Below are 14,553 nucleotides of genomic sequence, written 5' to 3' on the forward strand. Positions count from 1 at the left end.
CGGTAGGGTGACGGCGGCCCGGGACCCTCTCCCGACGCTGCGCCCGACGACCGAGAGGCCAAGACCACCGTGGAGCCCACCGCCACCCAGAGACGTCGCTGGCCATGGTTCGCCGGCGGAGTCCTGCTGCTGATCGGGGCGGCGGCGCTCGCCCTCGTGCTCACCGGCGTTCTCGGGTCGGCGGATGAGGATGGACCCTCGACACCGCGGGCCAGCGCCGAGCTGTCGACCCCGACGCCCGAGCCGGACGCGAAGGTCTCCATCGACGAGACCGAGTCGATGCCGTACACCGCGGTCTGGAATCCACCTGACGAGGGCGAGAGCTTCTGGCAGGTGGTCGACCCGGACAACGGCTATCCGGAGGACGGCGGGACGGACTTCATCCTCGCTCACGCGTGTGAGGACGGGCAGTGTGCAGGCGACCAGGTTCGCACCCTGGAGGCCGAGGACCGTCTCAGCTATCGCGGTGACGACTTCGTCGTGCAGGAGAAGATCGAGATCGACAAGGACGAGATCGCCGAGCAGGAGATCTGGGACCACGATCCCGACCGCATCGTCGTGATCACCTGCATCCTGGACCCCGAGACCGGTGAGTACGACGAGAACGACATCATCATCGCCACCAGGGCGGCGTGACGCACGTCACGGAAGTGGTCCTCGCGCGTTCCACTGTGGTTGGCTGGTACCGCGTGCCGGGGTCTCGTGAGAGCGCTGGAGTAAATCGCGCCATTCTGCTCACTTGCGACCGCGCCACGACGCGTGGTCGATCGAAAGGACCACATGCGAAACATCACGCGCGGAGCGCTCGCCCTCGTCGGCGCCGGCGCCCTCAGCCTGGGGGTCCTCGCGGCTCCCGCCTCCGCCGACCTCGGTGATCCCATCAGCCTCGCCGTCGAGAACGACACGTTCACCGCCGGCAGCTGGGGCGAGGGTGTCGACTTCGTCGTCACCGACGTTCCCGAGGAGGTCGACGAGATCACACTCACGATCGGGTCTGCGGGTCGCAACGGTGCCGGCCCCGTTGCCGACCCGATCCAGGCCGACGAGCAGACCGACGGTTCCTACACCGGCAACATCACCCCGCCGCGCGAGGTTGCGCCCGTGGCCCCGGATGCCGACGGGTTCCCCGAGTACACGGCCACCGCGAGCTACTCCTACGAGGACGCTGAGGGCGAGGCCCAGTTCGTCAGCGACAGCGTCGAGCTGACGATCGAGGAGGGCCTGTCTGTCAGCGGCCCGGAGAACGCGACCGTCGGCGAGCTGGCCGAGGGCATCGACCTCGAGTTCGCGGGCTTCCAGCCCGACGAGTCGATCGATGGGGACATCGAGTTCTTCAACCCCGAGACCGGCGAGTACGACACCATCGGCGACTTCGCCGCCACGCTCGGACCGGACGGCTCCGGCGAGGGCACGTTGACGATCATCAACGCCAGCCCCGGCAACGCCTTCCGGGTCTCCATCGACGCCACCGAGGGGACGGTCAACTACTACGTCACGGCCACCGAGGACGACGGCACCATCCCGACCGACCCCGCCCCGAGCGATCCGCAGGCGGGCGACGAGGACGACGAGGACTCCCCGGCCGCGCCGACTCGCCCGGAGCGCGTCGACACCGGAGCCTGAACGACAGCATCCGCTGATCCCGACGGCGGCCCCGAGAGCCACATGATGCTCTCGGGGCCGTCGTCTGTCCCGGCACCGCGGGCGCACCGTTGCCGCGGTCAGTCGTGGAGGGTGACCGACTCGGGCTGCGACACGCGGGTCGTGCGATAGGACGCGGTGGGATGACTCGGATCGGGGTGGCCGAACGCGATGCCGCAGACGATCTGGCGGTCGTCGTCCATCGCGAACCAGTCACGAAGGAACTCTGACCGCATCGCGACCGCCGCCTGCGCGCACGCACCGAGCCCCAGTGCCTGCGCGGAGAGCAGGAAGGTCTGCACGTACAGCCCGCAGTCGACCAGGCCGTACGGCCCCAGCGACGCCGTCGTGCTGATGATCGCGACGTGCGGTGCCCCGAAGAACTCGAAGTTGCGCATGGTCTGAGCCGCGGAGCCGGCGCGGTCGCCCTTGGCGACGCCCACCGCCTCGTAGAGCTGCCAGCCGGACTCCCGCCGCCGCTCGGCATAGACGCCGTCGTAGGACGCGGGGAAGTCGATGTCGGGCCCGAACCGCTCGTCGGCCGCCATCGCCTCCTTCAGGCGCACCGTCGCCTCGCCGGAGGTCACCTCGACGTTCCACGGCTGCGTGTTGCACCACGACGGCGTGCGGCCGGCCATGGTGAGCAGCCGATCCAAGGTCTGCGGTGCCACGGGCTCATCGGTGTAGCCGCGACAGCTCCACCGCTCGCCGAGCACCTGCTCGAGCACGTCGGCGCCCACGTCAGAAGCCCTCATGTCGTCTACCGTCCTTCGAAGGTGGCGGGTCGCTTGGCGAGGAAGGCGGCGACGCCCTCCTCGAAGTCCTTGCTCGCACCGAGCCGGTCCTGGCCGGCCATCTCCCGGTCCAGGGTGGCGTCCAGGCCGGCGAGGGTCGCGGCGTTCAGGGCCGCCTTGGTCTCGGCGTAGGCGAGGGTCGGGCCCGCGGCCAGGCGCTCGACCAGGGCGGCGAGACCGTCGGCGTACTCGCCGTCGGACCAGCACTGCTCGATGAGCCCGAGCCGGGCCGCCTCCTCGGCGGGCAGCCGCTCACCGAGCAGGGCCATCCGGTGGGCCCGGGCGCGGCCGAGGGAAGCCGCCACGAGCTGCGTGCCGCCCCCGTCGGGCATCAGGCCGATGTTCACGAACGCCTGCAGGAAGTAGGCCGACTCGTGCGCCACGGTCAGGTCCGCCGCGAGCGCCACGGAGCTGCCGATGCCCGCCGCCGGGCCGTTGACGGCGGCGACCACCGGGCGAGGGGCTGAGAGCATCGTGCGGACGAGTCGGTTGCCGCCGGCCTGGGTTCCGCCCTGCTGGATGCGGTGGAGGTCGGCCCCGGCACAGAACGCCCGTCCGGTACCGGTGATGACCACCACTCGGGCCGTCGTCTGCTCCACGGCGTCGGCCGCGGCCTGCAGGATCGGCCCGTCGACGGCGTTGAGCGCGTCCGGCCGGTTCAACGTGATGGTGAGGACGTCGTCCTTGGTGCTGACCACGATCTCGTCGCCGGGGTCGTGCTCATGCGTGCTCATGTGCGCCTCCACTGGCCGAGCAGGACGTTGATGGCCGCGATGAGGGCGACCGGCTGGTCGAGCATGACATGGTGCCCGGCGTCTGGGACGGTCGTGACCGGGACGCCACCGCCGAGCTCCCGCGCGACCGTCGCGGTGATGTCGCGGGTCGCCATCCCGCGCTCGCCACGCAGGAGGGCCACGGGACACTGCGCCGCCGCCAGGGCCGAGGGCTCCATCCGCGTGCTGAGGAAGATGCGGGGGTCGAAGCGCCACGACCAGCCGCCCTCGACCGCAGCGATGGACTCCTCGGCGATGTGTCGGCGCACGAACTCCAGGGTTGCGTCGTCCTCGGGCAGGGTGCGGAACCGCGCGAGGACCGCCTCGCGCGTCGGGTGGACCTTGTGCGGCGGCGGGTCGGGGTGGGAGTCCAGCCAGGCTCGCGCCTCGGGAGACATCTGCCGTACCGGGGAGTCGATGGCGACCACGCCGGCCAGCGACGCTCCGTGCTCGCGCGCTGCCGTGAGGGCGACGAAGCCACCCATGCTGTGGCCCACGACGACAGGGGCGTCGGAGTCCTCGGACCGGGCGACGGCGAGGACCTCACCGGCCCACTGCTCGAGCGTGTAGGTCTCCCGGTGCCCGCTGCGGCCATGGCCGGAGAGGTCCAGCGCGAGCACCCGGTGCTGATCGGCCAGGTGCGGGCCCACGTGGTCCCACCACCCGGCGTGCGCAGCACCGCCGTGCACCAGCACCGTGACGGGTGCGCCGACCGGCCCCCACGACCGGTAGGCGATCGCCGCGCCCCCGACGTCGACCGTCCTGTGCTCGGGCTCCTCGGCGAGCGCGGCGTCGAACCACGCGGGACGTTCCATGACTCCTCCGAACAACAAACCGTCAGCCTTGACTGTTTCAGGCTCCACCCAGCACGATAGCGAGGAACCATCCCCCTGACGAGGAGCCTCGCATGAGCCTGGCCGGCAAGACCATCATCATGTCCGGCGGCAGCCGGGGCATCGGCGAGGCGATCGCCGTCAAGGCGGCGGCAGACGGCGCCAACGTCGCCCTGCTGGCCAAGACCACCGAGCCGCACCCCAAGCTCCCCGGCACCATCCACACGGCGGCCGAGGCCATCGAGCGGGCCGGGGGACAGGCCCTGCCGCTGGTGGGTGACATCCGTGACGACGCGTTCGTCGAGGAGGCGGTGCGGCAGACGGCTGAGCGGTTCGGTGGCATCGACATCGTGGTCAACAACGCGAGCGCGATCGACCTGTCGAGCACCGAGGACGTCTCGATGAAGAAGTACGACCTCATGAACGACATCAACGCCCGGGGCTCGTTCCTGCTGTCCAAGACCGCGATCCCCTGGCTCAAGCAGGCGGCGAACCCGCACATCCTGACGCTGTCGCCGCCGATCAGCACCGATCCCAAGTGGTTCACCCGGCACACGGCCTACACGATGGCCAAGTACGCCATGAGCATCGTGACGCTCGGCATGGCCGGTGAGCTCGCCGAGCACGGCGTGGCGGCCAACTCGCTGTGGCCGCGCACCGCCATCGACACCGCGGCCGTGCGCAACGTCGTCGGCGCAGGGCTTCTGAAGCACTCACGAACGCCGCAGATCATGGCCGACGCCGCCCACGAGATCCTCATCAAGCCCTCGCGCGAGGTCACCGGCCAGTTCTTCATCGACGACGACGTGCTCGAGGCGGCCGGCGTGACCGACTTCTCCGTCTACCTCAACGGCGGCGCCGAGGAGGACCTCGCGCTCGACTTCTGGGTCGAGCCCAAGGGCCCCCACGACCCGAACCTCACGATGGGGGCCTGAGCCTCGCCTGCACGGGGGTCCCCGTCTCCACGGTGCGGCTCACGGTGCACAGCCGGTCGTGGGACGTCGCCACCGCTCCGGGCAGCCGCTCGGTCGCCGCGCGGCCGGCATCGTCGTCGCCGAACTCGACGTCGAACTCCACCAGGAGGTCACGCAGCCGGTTGCCGGCATCGTCACGCATCTTCTCCCCCGACGCCGCGACGGTGAACCGCTCGGGCTCGGTTCGCTTGGTGGTGAGCAGGTCGACGTCCACGGCGCTGCACCCGGCGATGGCCACCAGGAGCAGCTCGACCGGCGTGAAGGAGTCATCCTCACCCTGGCCCAGCTCCAGCGTCCCGCCCCGCGTGTTGGTGGCGCGGAACCGTCCCCGGCCCACGCGCTCGATCTCGATGCTTCTGTGCTCGTCGTTCATGACCCCATCCTCTCGCGGGCACCTCACTCCCCCGCACCGCCCACGGCGGCTGATCCTTCAGGGTCATTTCTCGGCGTTTCGCCCGCGCCACGGCGGCGGCGAGGTTAGATTCTCCCTGACCCCACCTGTCACACCAGCCACTGGAAGCGGCACCGGAGCACGCATGAGCATCTACCTCTTCGACATCGACGGCAACCCCATCGCCTTCCGCCGCACCTGGGACGACAGGTACGTGTTCGCCGTGGACGGCCAGTGTCTGGGTGTCCAGCCGTGGAAGGGTTGCGACGTGGTGGACGTCGAGGGCCGCTACCTCGGATCGGTCATCGGCGACCGGCTCGTGCGCCGCAACGACGGACACCGGCCGGAGTGCGACGTCGCGATCCCCGACCCGGGCCTCGTCGTGCCCACTGGGACACCCGGCAGGCCGCTGGACTTCCCGTACGCGCACGCCTACCAGGACGTCGAGCTGCACCGCGTCGGCTGATCCTCAGAGGTCATGGCAAGAAGCTTGACGTACCAGCAAAACATGTAAAATTTTTTTGCACTTTCTTTACATGACGCTCCTGCGGGTGTCACTCTCTTGACATGACCAGCTGGCGCGCCGACGTCCCCTTCAACGATCTCGCTCCCCCGCCCGGCCCAGGCGAGCTGGAGACTCGCGCCGTCCTGAAGTCCGCGGTCTCGGCCCATCGGGCCCTCGCGCAGCTCGACCAAGCCGCGCGGTCGATCCCCAATCCCTCGGTGCTCATCAACACCATTCCCTTGCTGGAGGCCCAGGCGAGCTCGGAGATCGAGAACATCGTGACGACCTCGGACGATCTCTTTCGTCATCTGAGCGACGACGAGGCCCCCGACGACCCCGCGACCCGAGAGACTCTCAGGTACCGCACGGCGTTGCGCACCGGCTTCGAGGCCACCGTGACACGCGGGCTCACCGTCAACACGGCCTCCGCCATCTGCAGCACCATCAAGGGCAAGCCTATGGACGTCCGGGCGCTTCCCGGCACGCGCATCGGGAATCGTGCCACCGGGGAGGTCACCTACAGCCCTCCTGAAGGCCGTCAGGTCATCGCTGAGAAGTTGAGCGAGTGGGAGCGTTACATCCATGCTGACGACGACCTCGACCCCATCGTCCGGATGGCCGCTGCGCACTATCACTTCGAGGCCATCCATCCATACGCTGACGGCAATGGACGGACAGGACGCATCCTCAACATCCTCATGCTCGTCTCGGCGGGCATGCTTCATCAGCCGACCCTGTACCTGTCCCGCTACATCATCGAGACCAAGTCCGAGTACTACCGGCTGCTGCTCGACGTGACACAGCGCGGGACGTGGGAGGAATGGATCCTCTACGTGCTCGACGGCGTGCGGCAGACCTCGCTGTCGACCTTGAGCAAGATCAGCGCCGTTCGTGAGCTGCAGGACCGATTCGCGGCCCGTGCCCGGACTGTCTCTCGCGGAGGATCAGACGCCGAGCTGCTCTCTTTGCTCTTCGAGCAGCCGTACTGCCGCATCGGAATCGTCATGGAGCGCTGCGGAGTGTCTCGGCCGACCGCGACGAGCTGGTTGTCCGCGCTGGCCGGTGCGGGGCTCCTGGACGACATCAAGCTTGGACGCGACCGTCTCTTCGTCAACCGTGACTTCCTCGACGTGCTGGCCAGGCGCGAGCTGCCCGCCCAGCATCGTGCTCAGGGAGCACTCTTCTAGATCCTTCGCGCTGCGTCACCACCGGGAGGCCGGGAGACTGGAGGGCATGCCCCTCTCACTCGTCACCGGTGCCACCGGCTACGTCGGTGGACGCCTCGTCCCCCAGCTCCTCGATGCCGGCCACGACGTGCGGGTCCTCGTGCGCGACGAGCGCAAGGCCCGCGCCCACGAGTGGTCCGAGCACGTCGACATCGTCCAGGGCGACGCGACGAACCGCGAGGACGTCACGCGTGCCATGGCGGGCGTGGACGTCCTGTACTACCTCCTGCACTCCATCGGCAGCGGCGAGGGATTCGCCGACACCGAGCGCGAGATGGCCGAGGGCTTCGCCGAGGAGGCCCAGCAGGCCGGGGTCTCGCGGATCGTGTACCTCGGCGGCATGGACCCCGAGGGCGAGGAGCTCTCCGAGCACCTCGCCTCCCGCCAGCGCGTCGGCCAAGCACTGCTGGACTCCGGTGTGCCGACCGCCGTGCTGCAGGCCGGCATCGTCATCGGCTCGGGTTCCGCGTCGTTCGAGATGCTGCGCTACCTGACGGAGCGGCTCCCGGTCATGGTGACGCCGCGCTGGGTGCACACCCGGATCCAGCCCATCGCCATCCGCGACGTGCTGCGCTACCTCGTCGGTTGTGCGGACCTGCCCGCCGACGTCAACCGGGCGTTCGACGTCGGCGGCCCGGACGTCCTGACCTACTTCGAGATGATGCAGCGGTACGCGGCCGTCGCCGGTCTGCCGCGTCGCCGGGTGCTCCCGGTCCCCGTGCTCTCCCCCGGGCTCTCCAGCCACTGGGTCGGCCTCATCACGCCCGTCCCCGCGTCCATCGCCCGCCCGCTGGTGGAGTCGCTGCGCAACACCGTCGTCGCCACCGACGACGACATCCGCGGGTACGTGCCCGATCCGCCGGAGGGGCTCATCGGGTTCGACCGCGCCGTGGAGCTGGCACTGACCCGGATCCAGAACCTCGAGGTCCCCACGCGATGGTCGTCCTCCACGCCCGCGGGAGCACCCTCGGAACCGTTGCCCTCGGACCCTGACTGGGCCGGCGGCTCGCTCTACACCGACGAGCGCACTCGCGAGGTCCACGCCGCCCCCGCGTCACTGTGGTCGGTCATCGAGGGCATCGGGGGCAAGAACGGCTGGTACTCCTGGGCGCTCGCCTGGTGGGTACGCGGCATCCTCGATCGCGTCGTCGGCGGGCCGGGGCTGCGGCGAGGCCGACGCAACGACAAGGACCTCCGGGTCGGCGACGCGCTCGACTTCTGGCGGGTCGAGGAGACCGACGACGCGACGTTCTTGCGGCTCCGCGCGGAGATGCGCGTGCCGGGACTGGCATGGCTGGAGCTGCAGGTGGGCTCCACCGAGGGCGGCACCACGACGTTCCACCATCGTGCTCTGTTCCACCCACGAGGGCTCTTCGGCCACGCCTACTGGTGGGCGATCTACCCGTTCCACGGCATCATCTTCGGCTCGATGCAGCGCAACATCGCCAAGGCAGCCGAGGCCCTCGAGGCGTAGGGGGCCGGTCAGCCCAGGACGGAGGCGGCGGAGACGTCTCCGTTCGCGGACTCGATCGCATCGGCCAGCGAGTCGATCTCGCTCTCGTCGATCTCCATCCCGGCCTCGTACAGGCCCCTGCGGAGCTCGGCCGCGACGGTGCCCTCGGGGGCCCCGTCCTGGTAGCTGCTCACGCGGTCGACCACTGCCTGGATGGTCTCGATCTCGGTGCTTCCGTAGCTCGTCATGAGTCCACGGTAGGAGGGGCCGGGCGAGCCCGCAGCGCCGAGTCAGGCGGTCTCGTCCGGCTCCACCGGGGTGGCGGGGTCGAGGGCCGAGCGGTCCACCTTGGCGTGGTAGCGGACGCCGACCTTGCCCCCGCCGACCGCGACGAGCGCCGTCAGCAGCAGGACGACGCCGAGAGTGATCGCACCGCCGAGCACGAGGTCGCCCGTGGGGATGTTGACGACGGGGAACGCGGCTCGTTCGCGCACGGCGTACTGAGCATCGGCGATCACGGCGGCGCCGGCGACGAAGAGGCCGGCCAGGACCACGAGGAACCAGACGGCGACGCCTTGGCGGCCCCCGTCGAAGCGCACCAGCCGTCCCGCGACGTACCCGCCGGAGTAGGCGCCGATCACGAGCAGGACGGTGCCGCCGATCGCGGCCGTCAGGGCCGTCGTCGGGCCGACGACCAGGTTGCCAGTGTCGGACGGCCCCTGGACCAGGCCGAGCAGCACGGCGATCGTGCCCGCGGCCGCGGCCAGCAGGGCCACGACCCCCAGGGCGCTCAGCCAGCCGAAGAAGGCGGCCCCTGCGCTGACGCCGCCGTACGCCTGACGTTGACGCTCCGCGGCCGTGAGCACTGGGGCCTCGGACGCCCGAAGCTCCTCGCCGGTGTAGACGCGCTCGCTGCGCTCGTCCCACTCATCGACCGGGTACGAGCTCGTCTCGACCGTGTGCGTGCTCATGCGACCACGTCCTCTGCAAACCCACCGTAGGAGCGTGCTCGCATGAGGCGCTCCCCGTTCTCTCCCCCGAGCACTCCGCTTCGCTTCGTGCAGGGTGGTACCCCCAGCTGGCGCTCGCTCATGGTGGTCCTTCCGTCGCGACCGGTGCCCACCAGTGTCAACCGCGCGGGCGCCCGAAGCGGGCAGGACGCGCCGGAGCCTCTCATCCGGCTGGCTCCGTGACGATCGGCACTGGCGCAGGGCACTCGGTCCGGTCCACCGTGGCGGGGACCGTGGCCGACGCGCCGGCCCGCACCACCAGGAGACCTCGATGAACGACACCCTCGTGACGCTGACGCTGTCCTGCGGCGTCCTGGCGCCACCGCTGTTCGTCATCACCTTCCTCCTGGACGGCACCACCCGTGCCGGCTACGAGCCGATGCACCACACGGTCAGCGCATTGGCCCTGGGGCCTCGGAGGTGGCTGCAGACCGTGAGCTTCCTGCTCGCAGGGCTGGCCGTCACCGTCGCATCCATCGGCGTCCGAGCGGCCTCGGGCAGCCTCGTGCTCGGCCTCGCGATCGCGGTCTTCGGCGTGGCTCTCGTCGTCTCCGGCCTGTTCCGGATGGATCCGATGCGGGGCTACCCACCCGGCGCCACGAAGGACACGCCCGAGGTCGTGAGCATGCAGCACCGGGTGCACGACTGGGCCGGGGCCGTGGTGTTCACCGCGCTGCCGGCGGCGGCGGCCGTGGCCGTCCTGGTGATCGACGACGCCGCGTGGGCCGTCGCCTCCGGGGTGACGGCGGTCGCGTTCACGATCCTGCTGCTCGCCTTCGGGGCCGCGTGGGAGGCCGACGGCCCCCGGACCGGGCTGCTGCAGAAGCTCGCGATCGTCGTGGGCTGGTCGTGGCTCGCGCTCCTGTGCTGGCACCTCCTGCCGTGACGACTCCTCAGGCGTCGGCGGTGGCCGGCTCCGGGTCCGACCCCGGGTCCGGCTCGGGGTCGGGCGTCAGGGCTTGCACGTGGTGGCGCCCGCGGGGCACGATCATCGGCAAGCCGCAGACGGGGTCGGGGACGACCTCGCACGACAGGCCGAACACGTCGGTGACGACGCTCGCGTCGATGACGTCGCGCGGGGCACCCTCGCAGGCGATGCTGCCCTGCTTCATCGCGATGATGTGGTCGGCGTAGCGGCACGCCAGGTTGAGGTCGTGCAGGACGATCACGATCGTCTTGCCGTGCGAGCGGTTGAGGTCGGTGAGCAGGTCCAGCAGCTCCACCTGGTGGTTGATGTCCAGGTAGGTGGTGGGCTCGTCGAGCAGCAGCACGTCGGTGTCCTGGGCGAGCGTCATCGCGACCCACACGCGCTGGCGCTGACCACCGGACAGCTCCGCGATGCGGCGGTCGGCCAGCGGCGCGGTCCCCGTGGCCTCCAGCGCGGCCTGGACGGCCTCGTCGTCCTCGGGACGCCACTGCCGGAACCACCCCTGGTGCGGGTAGCGACCCCGGCCGACGAGGTCGGCGACCGTGATCCCGTCGGGGGCGACCGGTGTCTGGGGCAGCAGACCGACGACCTTGGCGACGTCGATGCTGCGCATGCCGCCGACGTCCTCGCCGTCGAGCATCACGGCGCCGGAGCGCGGCTTGAGCAGACGGGCCAGGCCGCGCAGAAGGGTGGACTTGCCGCAGGCGTTGGCCCCGACGATCACCGTGATCTGCCCGGGCGGCACCTGCACGTCCAAGTGGGACACGATGTCGGTGTCGGTGTAGCCGAGGCTGAGGTCCTGGGCTCGCAGGTCGTGCCGTTGCTGGTCGGAGGAGGGGGTCATCCGCCGCGTCCTTCCCGGTTGACGTGGATCAGGAGCCAGATGAGGTAGGGGGCACCGACCGCGCCGGTGACGACGCCCGTGGGCAGCGCGACCGGCAGCACGTTCTGCGCGACGAGGTCTGCGGCGAGGACGATGCACGCGCCGACGAGCGCCGCCGCCAGCAGACCCATCCCCGCGCCCTTGAGCAGCCGGACGGCGATCGGTCCGGCGATGAGGGCGACGAACGCCATGGGACCGGCCGCCGCGGTGGCGACCGCGACGAGCACGACGGCGATCGCCAGGACCACGATCCGCGCGGCCTCGACCCCGACGCCGAGCCCCTTGGCCGTCTCGTCGCCCAGCTCCAGGGCGCCGAGCGGCCGCGAGAGCAGCAGCATGATGGGCAGCAGGATCGCCACCGACGCCACCAGGATCCGCAGCTCCACCGTGCCGGCCCGGCCGGAGGAGCCCACCAACCAGGTCATCGCCTCACGTGCGTCGAACAGCTCCGCCCGGGCGATGACCCAGCCCACCAGTGCCCGCAGCAGCTCGCTGATGCCGATCCCGATGAGGATGAAGCGGTAGCCGGTGATGCCGTCACGCCAGGCGAGCAGGTAGATGAGCAAGGCGGTCAGCAGGGCGCCGAGGAGCGCGGCCCCCGCGACCTGGATCGCGGCCAAGTTGAGCAGGATGATCGACGTGACCGCGAACAGGCTCGCACCGGTGGAGATCCCCACGAAGTCCGGTGACGCCAGGGGGTTGTTCAACAGTCGCTGGAAGGCCAGGCCCGCCACGCCGAGGGCGAGACCGACGAACACCGAGGTCGTCGCCGTCGGCAGCCGCAGCCCGCGGACGACGAAGTCCGTGGCGGGGTCCCCTGAGAACCCCAGCACGGACGCGACGACCTCCCACGGCCACAGCCGGGAGCCACCGACCATCATCGTGACCACGAAGAGCGTCAGCGCCAGCAGCCCGAGCGCCGAGGTGACGACGACGGCACGACGGCGGCGCGAGCGACGGTCGTCGATGACCGCAGTGGGCGCGTCGCTGTCTTCGTCTCTGGGCGGGGTCAGGGTCTCGACGCTCATCGGCTCAGAGCTCCGCGAGGTTGCGGTAGCGGACGAGAGCGATGAATGCCGGGGCGCCGAGCACGCCGAGCACGACGCCAACCTGCAGCTCGCTCGGGCTCAGCACGACGCGGCCGGCGACGTCGGCAGCCAGCAGGATGATCGGGCTCAGCACCGCGCTGTAGACCATGATCCATCGATAGTCGGGGCCACAGATGGCTCGCGCGATGTGCGGCACCACGAGCCCCACGAAGACGATCGGACCACAGGCCGCGGTGGCCGCCCCGCACAGCACCGCGACGAGCACGAACAGCACCGTCCGCGTGAGACGTACCCGCTGACCCAGGGCGGTGGCCATGTCGTCGCCGAGAGCCAGGCCGTTGAGCAGCCGGCCGCACGCCAGGGCCACGAGGATGGCCAGCACGAGGAACGGGGCGACCTGCGTCAGGACCGGCCAGTAGCGCCCCGCGAGCGAGCCGACCTGCCAGAAGCGCAGCTCGTTGAGGGCGGCGGAGCTGGTCATGACGACGCCCGTCGTGACCGAGTACAGGCCCGCACTGATGGCCGCACCGGCGAGCGCGAGCTTGATCGGCGTCGCTCCCTCCCTGCCGAAGGAGGCCACGGCGTAGACCGCGGCGGTGGCGGCGCCCGCCCCCAGGAACGCGAACCACACCGTGACGCTCAGCGGCAGTGGACCCAGGACGAGGATCCCCACGACGATGAACGCCGCTGCGCCTGCGTTGACGCCCATGATCCCCGGGTCGGCCAGCGGGTTGCGGGTCGCGCCCTGCAGCACCGCACCACCGAGGCCGAGTGCCGATCCCACCAGCAGGCCCAGCAGCGTCCGCGGGACGCGCAGCTCGCGGATCACGGTCTGCGCCGCGGAGTCCGGGTCGAAGTCGGCGAAGGCCGTCCAGATCGTGGCCAGGGTGATCCCGCGCGATCCGAACGTGATGCTGACGAAGGCCACCACGGCGAGGACGCCGAGCGCGGCGAGCAGCCCGGCGGTCAGCCCCGCACCCGAGCGAGTCCGCTCGGGCGTCGACGTCGGGGTCCCCCGCTCGGCGAGCGTCGTCACGTGAGGCCCGGGTCAGCCTCGTCGATGGCGTCGCTCAGCTGGTCGAGCTGATCGGCGTAGGCGGCGTACGTGCTGATCCAGAAGGCCGGCCACGGCACGATCGCACCGGACTCGGCGGCGTCGATCTGATCCCACGTGGGCTGCTTCTCGGCTGTCCTGAGACTGGAGTCGTAGGTTCGGTCGTCCATCAGGACAAGGTCCGGCTGGTACTTGTCGGCCTGCTCCCAGCTCAGGTTCTCCCAGTAGGGGAAGCTCGGGTCCGGCGCGTCGGGGACGATCACGTCGAGGCCCCAGTCGGTGAAGTCCGACAGCTCGGCGGAGTTCTCGGGCACCGCCACGTAGAGCAGGTCGTCGGCCGGGGAGACGCCCAGGGCCGTCAGTCCCTCGTTGGCGGCCACGGTCTCCTGGAAGCGTTGCTTGGCCTTCTCGAAGGCCGCCTTGCCCTCGGCGACGTCCGGGGCGTCGACGTCGGCCCCCAAGGAGACGGCCAGCTCCTCGAAGCCTTCCAGCATGGAGACCACGGAGTCCTCGACCGCCGGGCCCACCACCGGCGCCAGGTCGGCGACCTTCTTGGTCTCCGCGTCCACGCTCTCCTCGAGGCCGCCATAGGCCTCCTCGACCTCCCAGTAGCCCGAGACGATGAGGTCGGGGTCCAGGGAGGCAGCCTTCTCGCCGTCGATCTTCCCCCACGTCTCGCCGACGATCTCGATGCCCTCGAGGTCGAGGCCGCTCAGCGACTTGGTCTCGTCCAGCGGCTGGCTCAGGAAGATGCCGACGGGCCTGATGCCGTTGCTGATGAGGGCAGCTGCTGCATCCGCCTGGGCGATGATCCGGGAGGGAACCTCGTCGGCAGTGTGAGTCTTGCCGTCGCCGGACTCGTAGGTCCAGGCGTCGCCGCCGGACTCCGGGGAGGTGGTGCCGCAGGCCGCGAGGGCCAGGGCGGCGCCGGCCACCAGGCCGACGAGAGGACGCATGCGCGACATGACTCTCCTGTGCTGACCCCGGGACCGTCCCGGAGCCACAGGCCACCCTAACTTAGGAAAGCCTCATCACACAG

17 protein-coding genes are annotated in these 14,553 nt (G+C 70.4%); 7 read left to right on the forward strand and 10 right to left on the reverse strand.

Annotated elements, in window-relative coordinates:
- Window positions 1-69: 69 nt before the first annotated feature.
- Both ACHAAC_RS03985 and ACHAAC_RS03990 read left to right on the forward strand, forming a co-directional pair.
- Window positions 70-636, forward strand: coding sequence for a hypothetical protein (locus ACHAAC_RS03985; protein WP_435714638.1), 567 nt, complete (start codon window positions 70-72; stop codon window positions 634-636).
- 144 nt (window positions 637-780) lie between these two features.
- On the forward strand, window positions 781-1,623 hold the full coding sequence (locus tag ACHAAC_RS03990) for a hypothetical protein (protein ID WP_435714639.1): 843 nt from the start codon (window positions 781-783) through the stop codon (window positions 1,621-1,623).
- A gap of 98 nt (window positions 1,624-1,721) precedes the next feature.
- Here the strand turns inward: ACHAAC_RS03990 and ACHAAC_RS03995 are convergent, their stop codons facing one another.
- From ACHAAC_RS03995 to ACHAAC_RS04005, 3 genes are read right to left on the reverse strand one after another with little or no spacing between them, the layout of a single operon-like run.
- A complete protein-coding gene (locus tag ACHAAC_RS03995; RefSeq protein ID WP_435714640.1) occupies window positions 1,722-2,396 on the reverse strand; it encodes a nitroreductase in 675 nt (224 codons plus the stop codon).
- A 5-nt stretch (window positions 2,397-2,401) separates the two neighbouring features.
- The gene (locus ACHAAC_RS04000; RefSeq protein ID WP_435714641.1) at window positions 2,402-3,169 is read right to left on the reverse strand and encodes an enoyl-CoA hydratase; all 768 of its coding nucleotides are present in this window, start codon (window positions 3,167-3,169) and stop codon (window positions 2,402-2,404) included.
- Window positions 3,166-4,023, reverse strand: a complete 858-nt coding sequence (locus ACHAAC_RS04005; protein ID WP_435714642.1) for an alpha/beta fold hydrolase — start codon at window positions 4,021-4,023, stop codon at window positions 3,166-3,168. Before ACHAAC_RS04005 ends, ACHAAC_RS04000 begins: the two co-directional genes overlap by 4 nt.
- 92 nt (window positions 4,024-4,115) lie before the next feature.
- Between ACHAAC_RS04005 and ACHAAC_RS04010 the strand changes: the two genes are divergently transcribed.
- Window positions 4,116-4,976 (forward strand): SDR family oxidoreductase, encoded by an 861-nt coding sequence (locus ACHAAC_RS04010; RefSeq protein ID WP_435714643.1) that lies wholly within the window; start codon window positions 4,116-4,118, stop codon window positions 4,974-4,976.
- On the opposite strand, the gene ACHAAC_RS04015 is transcribed toward ACHAAC_RS04010, so the two are convergent.
- Window positions 4,960-5,388 carry an OsmC family protein gene (locus tag ACHAAC_RS04015; protein WP_435714644.1) on the reverse strand — a complete coding sequence of 143 codons (429 nt, stop codon included), beginning with the start codon at window positions 5,386-5,388 and terminating at the stop codon, window positions 4,960-4,962. The two genes, ACHAAC_RS04010 and ACHAAC_RS04015, sit on opposite strands and share 17 nt — an antisense overlap.
- 163 nt (window positions 5,389-5,551) lie before the next feature.
- On the opposite strand from ACHAAC_RS04015, the gene ACHAAC_RS04020 reads away from it, so the two are divergent.
- The 3 genes from ACHAAC_RS04020 (at window position 5,552) to ACHAAC_RS04030 (ending at window position 8,611) form a co-directional block, all read left to right on the forward strand.
- Window positions 5,552-5,872 (forward strand): hypothetical protein, encoded by a 321-nt coding sequence (locus tag ACHAAC_RS04020; protein WP_435714645.1) that lies wholly within the window; start codon window positions 5,552-5,554, stop codon window positions 5,870-5,872.
- 101 nt (window positions 5,873-5,973) lie between these two features.
- Window positions 5,974-7,098 carry a Fic family protein gene (locus tag ACHAAC_RS04025; protein ID WP_435714646.1) on the forward strand — a complete coding sequence of 375 codons (1,125 nt, stop codon included), beginning with the start codon at window positions 5,974-5,976 and terminating at the stop codon, window positions 7,096-7,098.
- Between the two features lie 46 nt (window positions 7,099-7,144).
- Complete coding sequence (locus ACHAAC_RS04030) at window positions 7,145-8,611, forward strand: SDR family oxidoreductase (protein WP_435714647.1); 1,467 nt, start codon at window positions 7,145-7,147, stop codon at window positions 8,609-8,611.
- 8 nt (window positions 8,612-8,619) lie between these two features.
- Here ACHAAC_RS04030 and ACHAAC_RS04035 read toward each other — a convergent pair whose 3' ends face one another.
- Together ACHAAC_RS04035 and ACHAAC_RS04040 are read right to left on the reverse strand one after the other, a co-directional pair.
- Window positions 8,620-8,838 carry a hypothetical protein gene (locus ACHAAC_RS04035; protein ID WP_435714648.1) on the reverse strand — a complete coding sequence of 73 codons (219 nt, stop codon included), beginning with the start codon at window positions 8,836-8,838 and terminating at the stop codon, window positions 8,620-8,622.
- 42 nt (window positions 8,839-8,880) lie between these two features.
- Window positions 8,881-9,561: a hypothetical protein gene (locus tag ACHAAC_RS04040; protein WP_435714649.1), complete on the reverse strand. Its 681-nt coding sequence runs from the start codon at window positions 9,559-9,561 to the stop codon at window positions 8,881-8,883.
- Window positions 9,562-9,871: 310 nt separating this feature from the next.
- Between ACHAAC_RS04040 and ACHAAC_RS04045 the strand changes: the two genes are divergently transcribed.
- Complete coding sequence (locus ACHAAC_RS04045) at window positions 9,872-10,486, forward strand: DUF998 domain-containing protein (RefSeq protein WP_435714650.1); 615 nt, start codon at window positions 9,872-9,874, stop codon at window positions 10,484-10,486.
- A 7-nt stretch (window positions 10,487-10,493) separates the two neighbouring features.
- Here ACHAAC_RS04045 and ACHAAC_RS04050 read toward each other — a convergent pair whose 3' ends face one another.
- Genes ACHAAC_RS04050 through ACHAAC_RS04065 form a run of 4 tightly spaced genes read right to left on the reverse strand, consistent with a single transcriptional unit; the run spans window position 10,494 to window position 14,479 of the window.
- Window positions 10,494-11,372, reverse strand: a complete 879-nt coding sequence (locus ACHAAC_RS04050; protein WP_435714651.1) for an ABC transporter ATP-binding protein — start codon at window positions 11,370-11,372, stop codon at window positions 10,494-10,496.
- Window positions 11,369-12,439 carry a FecCD family ABC transporter permease gene (locus ACHAAC_RS04055; protein ID WP_435714652.1) on the reverse strand — a complete coding sequence of 357 codons (1,071 nt, stop codon included), beginning with the start codon at window positions 12,437-12,439 and terminating at the stop codon, window positions 11,369-11,371. The genes ACHAAC_RS04050 and ACHAAC_RS04055 overlap by 4 nt, the downstream gene beginning before the upstream one ends.
- Window positions 12,440-12,443: 4 nt before the next feature.
- On the reverse strand, window positions 12,444-13,496 hold the full coding sequence (locus ACHAAC_RS04060; RefSeq protein WP_435714653.1) for a FecCD family ABC transporter permease: 1,053 nt from the start codon (window positions 13,494-13,496) through the stop codon (window positions 12,444-12,446).
- A complete protein-coding gene (locus tag ACHAAC_RS04065; protein ID WP_435714654.1) occupies window positions 13,493-14,479 on the reverse strand; it encodes an ABC transporter substrate-binding protein in 987 nt (328 codons plus the stop codon). The genes ACHAAC_RS04060 and ACHAAC_RS04065 overlap by 4 nt, the downstream gene beginning before the upstream one ends.
- Window positions 14,480-14,553 lie beyond the last annotated feature (74 nt).

The organism is Aeromicrobium sp. CF4.19 (assembly GCF_051262555.1).
Classification (GTDB): Bacteria; Actinomycetota; Actinomycetes; order Propionibacteriales; family Nocardioidaceae; genus Aeromicrobium.

What these genes read in the sequence shown, in the direction of transcription:
- ACHAAC_RS03990 (WP_435714639.1), top strand. Translation starts at nt 781, where the DNA reads ATGCGAAACATCACGCGCGGAGCGCTCGCCCTCGTCGGCGCCGGCGCC.
- ACHAAC_RS03995 (WP_435714640.1), bottom strand. Translation starts at nt 2,396, where the DNA reads ATGAGGGCTTCTGACGTGGGCGCCGACGTGCTCGAGCAGGTGCTCGGC.
- ACHAAC_RS04000 (WP_435714641.1), bottom strand. Translation starts at nt 3,169, where the DNA reads ATGAGCACGCATGAGCACGACCCCGGCGACGAGATCGTGGTCAGCACC.
- ACHAAC_RS04005 (WP_435714642.1), bottom strand. Translation starts at nt 4,023, where the DNA reads ATGGAACGTCCCGCGTGGTTCGACGCCGCGCTCGCCGAGGAGCCCGAG.
- ACHAAC_RS04010 (WP_435714643.1), top strand. Translation starts at nt 4,116, where the DNA reads ATGAGCCTGGCCGGCAAGACCATCATCATGTCCGGCGGCAGCCGGGGC.
- ACHAAC_RS04015 (WP_435714644.1), bottom strand. Translation starts at nt 5,388, where the DNA reads ATGAACGACGAGCACAGAAGCATCGAGATCGAGCGCGTGGGCCGGGGA.
- ACHAAC_RS04020 (WP_435714645.1), top strand. Translation starts at nt 5,552, where the DNA reads ATGAGCATCTACCTCTTCGACATCGACGGCAACCCCATCGCCTTCCGC.
- ACHAAC_RS04025 (WP_435714646.1), top strand. Translation starts at nt 5,974, where the DNA reads ATGACCAGCTGGCGCGCCGACGTCCCCTTCAACGATCTCGCTCCCCCG.
- ACHAAC_RS04030 (WP_435714647.1), top strand. Translation starts at nt 7,145, where the DNA reads ATGCCCCTCTCACTCGTCACCGGTGCCACCGGCTACGTCGGTGGACGC.
- ACHAAC_RS04035 (WP_435714648.1), bottom strand. Translation starts at nt 8,838, where the DNA reads ATGACGAGCTACGGAAGCACCGAGATCGAGACCATCCAGGCAGTGGTC.
- ACHAAC_RS04040 (WP_435714649.1), bottom strand. Translation starts at nt 9,561, where the DNA reads ATGAGCACGCACACGGTCGAGACGAGCTCGTACCCGGTCGATGAGTGG.
- ACHAAC_RS04045 (WP_435714650.1), top strand. Translation starts at nt 9,872, where the DNA reads ATGAACGACACCCTCGTGACGCTGACGCTGTCCTGCGGCGTCCTGGCG.
- ACHAAC_RS04050 (WP_435714651.1), bottom strand. Translation starts at nt 11,372, where the DNA reads ATGACCCCCTCCTCCGACCAGCAACGGCACGACCTGCGAGCCCAGGAC.
- ACHAAC_RS04055 (WP_435714652.1), bottom strand. Translation starts at nt 12,439, where the DNA reads ATGAGCGTCGAGACCCTGACCCCGCCCAGAGACGAAGACAGCGACGCG.
- ACHAAC_RS04065 (WP_435714654.1), bottom strand. Translation starts at nt 14,479, where the DNA reads ATGTCGCGCATGCGTCCTCTCGTCGGCCTGGTGGCCGGCGCCGCCCTG.